The 4,423-nt window shown below is 30.2% G+C and carries 7 protein-coding genes; 1 reads left to right on the top strand and 6 read right to left on the bottom strand.

Annotated features, from left to right (window positions below):
• The first annotated feature begins 27 nt into the window (after nt 1-27).
• On the top strand, nt 28-213 hold the full coding sequence (locus D3Z33_RS16325; protein WP_160198837.1) for a Spo0E family sporulation regulatory protein-aspartic acid phosphatase: 186 nt from the start codon (nt 28-30) through the stop codon (nt 211-213).
• Between the two features lie 41 nt (nt 214-254).
• Here D3Z33_RS16325 and D3Z33_RS16320 read toward each other — a convergent pair whose 3' ends face one another.
• The 6 genes from D3Z33_RS16320 to D3Z33_RS16295 form a co-directional block, all read right to left on the bottom strand.
• On the bottom strand, nt 255-1,160 hold the full coding sequence (locus D3Z33_RS16320) for an N-acetylmuramoyl-L-alanine amidase (RefSeq protein WP_160198836.1): 906 nt from the start codon (nt 1,158-1,160) through the stop codon (nt 255-257).
• Nucleotides 1,160-1,423, bottom strand: a complete 264-nt coding sequence (locus D3Z33_RS16315; protein ID WP_160198835.1) for a phage holin — start codon at nt 1,421-1,423, stop codon at nt 1,160-1,162. Before D3Z33_RS16315 ends, D3Z33_RS16320 begins: the two co-directional genes overlap by 1 nt.
• Nucleotides 1,424-1,435: 12 nt before the next feature.
• A complete protein-coding gene (locus tag D3Z33_RS16310) occupies nt 1,436-1,693 on the bottom strand; it encodes a hypothetical protein (RefSeq protein ID WP_160198834.1) in 258 nt (85 codons plus the stop codon).
• Between the two features lie 53 nt (nt 1,694-1,746).
• Complete coding sequence (locus tag D3Z33_RS16305) at nt 1,747-1,950, bottom strand: hypothetical protein (RefSeq protein ID WP_160198833.1); 204 nt, start codon at nt 1,948-1,950, stop codon at nt 1,747-1,749.
• A 14-nt stretch (nt 1,951-1,964) separates the two neighbouring features.
• A complete protein-coding gene (locus tag D3Z33_RS16300) occupies nt 1,965-2,282 on the bottom strand; it encodes a hypothetical protein (RefSeq protein WP_160198832.1) in 318 nt (105 codons plus the stop codon).
• Between the two features lie 17 nt (nt 2,283-2,299).
• On the bottom strand, nt 2,300-4,423 hold a 2,124-nt coding region (locus D3Z33_RS16295), incomplete at its 5' end, for a DUF859 family phage minor structural protein (RefSeq protein WP_160198831.1).

Below are 4,423 nucleotides of genomic sequence, written 5' to 3'. Positions count from 1 at the left end.
AAATAAAAAATATGAGAGTGTGGTTTTATGGGGAAAGTAAAAGATGTTGAAGAGAAAATGACAGCATTAAAAAAACAAATGCATAAACTACTACATAAGAATGATTTTATAATTACAACAGAAATAATAGATATAAGTCAAGAACTAGATGAGGTTATATATCTATATCATAAAATAAAATCAATTGACATAAAAAAAGACCAGGACAAATAGTCCTGGTCAATTTAATTTACTCTATTTTCTCATTAATTATTTTATTTATATCTCTTATTAATTATATTTTGCACTTCTTTATAATACTTACCTAATGATTTTTTCCTTTGAGCTCCATTGCCATGTTTTCCTGCTAATGTTTCTTGTACAAGTTTATTTATATCTACTCTTTCAAATTTTCCATTGATAATTTGTTGTACTTTTTGATAATTAGATCCTAATGATTTCTTTCTTTCTGCTCCATTACCATGGAATCCTAACAATGTTTCTTCAACTAATTTATCTATAGTCTTAGTCGGTTTTGTTGTAGGCTTAGAATTATACATTTTATCAATTTCTCTTTGTACTTCATTATAGTTACTACCTAGCAACCTCCTTCTTTCTGCTCCATTCCCATATTTTCCTGCCAATGTTTCTGCAATTAATTTTTCTATAGTTTTTGTAGGTTCAACTATACCTTTATTTAACTTCTTAGCTACTAGCTTTTTAAAGTCGGACCATGAAATGCCATTCTTACCTCTACGTATTTGAGAAGGACAATTCTTTCCACTCCAGTAATTATGTTGGACCACATTAGATAGTTGGATATTTTCTTTTTTCATAATATAGGCTACTAATTCTGCTCCATTTTCAACTGCTTTATTATAGTTCCCATCTCTATTTAAACAAAGTTCTACTCCTATTGAATTCAGATTTCCATTTCCTCTACCATCTGAACAGTGCCATAATTGAAAATCATGTATGAATGATTGTATAGCTTGTATATCATCTACTTGCCAATGCCAAGATGCCTTGCGAGGATTCACCCTACTCTGTAGGTTAGCATGCACTTGAGCATTTGCTCCTCTATCCCAATTATCAGTTTGATGTACAGTAATATATTTCTTTTTGTTGCTTTTCCCGTACTTATGTTTTGTATCTCTTATTAGCTGTTGTTTAATTTTCATTATTTCACAACCTTTCTTTTTTCTTCTTTCAATACCTTATCTGCTTTTTGTCCTGATTCTGTTATAGAGTTGTTTTTCCACCCTGCGACTATTGCAATTACAACTGTAAGTATTGTAGATACACCTTCATTTATCTCTTCATCTCCGAAAGGTAATAACTCAAATTTAAATATACTTATTGATATTTGATTCATTAGAACTAAAAATAAACCTATGATCCTTACCCATGTTGCTTTATTTACACCTTTAAAATTAAAATCCATTTTACATTCCTCCTATAAATTTAATCGTGATAATATAAAAGCTAAGATTAATGGTCCTAACATTCCAGTTAAAAACCACCACTTAGCTTTATCAATGCTTTTCACTATTTTCTCAAAATTTTCTTCTAGTTTTTTAATAACTTCTTCTATTCCTCTATCATTTATCTTCAGTATAGATACTTCTTCTTTTAGTTTATCTATATCATTGCCATGCTTTTCTTGTGTGTTTTCTATTGATTTAAATCTATCTTCTTTATTGCATGTTTCCATGATCCACCTCCTAATAATAAAGAAGGGCATTAAAAAAACACCCTTCTAGGTGCTTACTTTTTAGTTAAATTATTTATTCGCATATTATATTGTATATTTGCTGCTTCATTTATCTCATTAACTATTAGTCTTACTACTGATACGGGTAATTTAGAACTATTTAAAGTATCTAAGATTTTACTTTTAGTTTCGTGTATTACCAAGTCAATATGTTTTTCTTGATTTACTTTACCTTTAACATCAATTTTATCGTCCATATTTTCAACAACTCCTATTCTATTATGTCAATTGCATCTTCAAACATGGTTTCATTTTCTTTTAAATACCTATACCCTAGTTCATATATATTTTCATTGTAAAAATCCATTTGTTCAGCACTAAAATATTTGTCCATCAAACCTTCATCATTATTAATTATAAAAATTCTTTCTGTTGCATTTGTTTTACCAGAATTACGAGTATCCGCATTTATATAACCATATACAAAAATTCTAACATAATCATCTAATTTTTTTATTTCTATTCTAGGAATATTCCAGTATGAAATAATTATACCTGCACTATCCTCATAATCTTTATTTAACGCCATTCTTAACACCTCCATTATTATCCTAACATCTTCCATTCACTCATAACTCCATTCCATTTCATACAAGTAAAAATCCTACCATAAGAGTCTGTATAAAAATAACTAACATAATTACTTGCACCACTATATCTTGATAATGTAAGAAGTATGCCATATTTAGATGAACCAGATGGGACATTAGTATATGACCCATTGCTGCAAGTCCAAATACCTGATAATTTTATACTTGACCAATCATTTGGAACAAACCCTCTATGAACAACAGTATTTCCACTTGTAAAATCTCCATTCGTTGAAACATCACCAAGTAATGATATACCACCACCTGTTTCATTAGCAATTTGAAAAGCAGAATGATTAGCACTCCCAAATCCTAAATAAGCCTGTCTATTTGAACCATTATCCTCAAAAAAGCTTATATAGTTAATATTTGAGGAACCTGTACCTAAACCTCTCAAAGCTAAAGTATTGCCTGCAAACCCATCACCTAGTGATAATGCACCTTCAATTATTGCATGTCCACCAACCTCTAAAGTAGCTTTTCCTTCATGACTTTTCCCTATAGCTAAATTTTCAAAAGGAACTCCTGTTTTAATTTTATCTTTAAAGAAACTCAAGAGAGCTATACCTTCTCTTAAATTTACTAATATTGTATCCCAGTCACTAAACTTATCTTTGATTCCGACTTCTATCGTATAAGATTTATCATTAGGATAATCTGCCATGTACTGATTTACAGTTAAATTCTGCCATATTCCACTTACATAGCCACTTTCACTTGCTATATTTACATAATCTCCATATGTTCCAATAGAATTTTCTTTTATTCTATACCTTAGATAGATTTCATTTACATCTATTGTAGATGGTTTTACTACTGCTCTTCTAGCTTCTATATTCGCATATGAAGACTCTTCATAATTGTTCAATCTATCAGCGGAAACTTGCAAAAATTGTGGTTCTTCATAATTTAAGATTTGCACAGTAAAACTTTTGGTTGCTTTATTCCCCCTACTATCTATTACAGTCAACACTACTGTCTGGTTGCTTGATTGATTTACTGCACCTACATTAATTGTTTTTTCTATTTCACTTGTCCCACTAGTGTTTACACTGTACTCATTACCACCAATGCTAATTTTATATTGTTTTAGTGTAGCACCTTTTTGACTTGTTGCTTTCCCTGCTGTTACTTGCAGGTTGGATTTATTTCTTAATATTAGTTGATTATTATTTAATATAGCCTGTACATCAGTATCTGTATCTTTATAAGTAATCCCTGAAATAGAAGGGTTAGCATTTACAATAGTAGCAGCTCCACTCTTATAAACCATCCCTTGAATTGTACCATTTTCACCCCATCTACACACTATTCTAACTCTTATAGTAACATTTTTAGTATTAGGATGTTTGTTTTGTAGTAATTCAACTGCTCCTAGTGTAGGAATTATAGTAGCACTAGTACTTATATTTGTAAGTCTATTTTTAACAACATCTCTCCATGCTCCATCATAATAGGCTTCTAGATAAATGTCATGGACTATATTAGAGTTTTTTCTTGATATAGTTACACCTAGATTACTTTCTAAATTAAACTTAACACTACTAGATATGCTTGATAATACCACTGTTACAACAGTTAATGTATTAGAATAGGTATATAACCCACTTGTCGAACTCCTTACTCTTATTCTTAGGGTATAAGTAGTTCCAGGATTTAATCCAGTAATTAAATTTCCACTAGGCTGACTTTTCCAACTACCTCCATTAAGAGAATACTGAACTAAATCTATACTTCTATCTACACTGTAGTTAAATTTAAATTGTATTCCTGTTATATTACTTATACTAAATGAAGTTATCTTTGCATAACGAGGTATAGTAGTTAAATCCATTGTTCCAGATTTACTTGCATTTCCTGTAGCTACACCTGACCATGTGATGCTAACTTCTTGATAAAAAGATATTGCTACATTTTTCTTAGTTCCATTACTATTATGATAAACTTTCGTTGTACCACTTGCTATGGTTTTTGTTCCACTTCCCCCAATAGTAGTGCTACCACTTTTTACTGTTGTACCATTTATTTTTATGTTATAGCTTTTACTTGCAGATGAATATACTTGTCTAGGTCTATAAAG

Origin of the sequence: Senegalia massiliensis (assembly GCF_009911265.1) — a bacterium.
Lineage (GTDB): Bacteria > Bacillota > Clostridia > Tissierellales > SIT17 > Anaeromonas > Anaeromonas massiliensis_A.
Note: the sequence above shows the minus strand (reverse complement) of the source record. Positions and strands in the feature narration are given on the sequence as shown.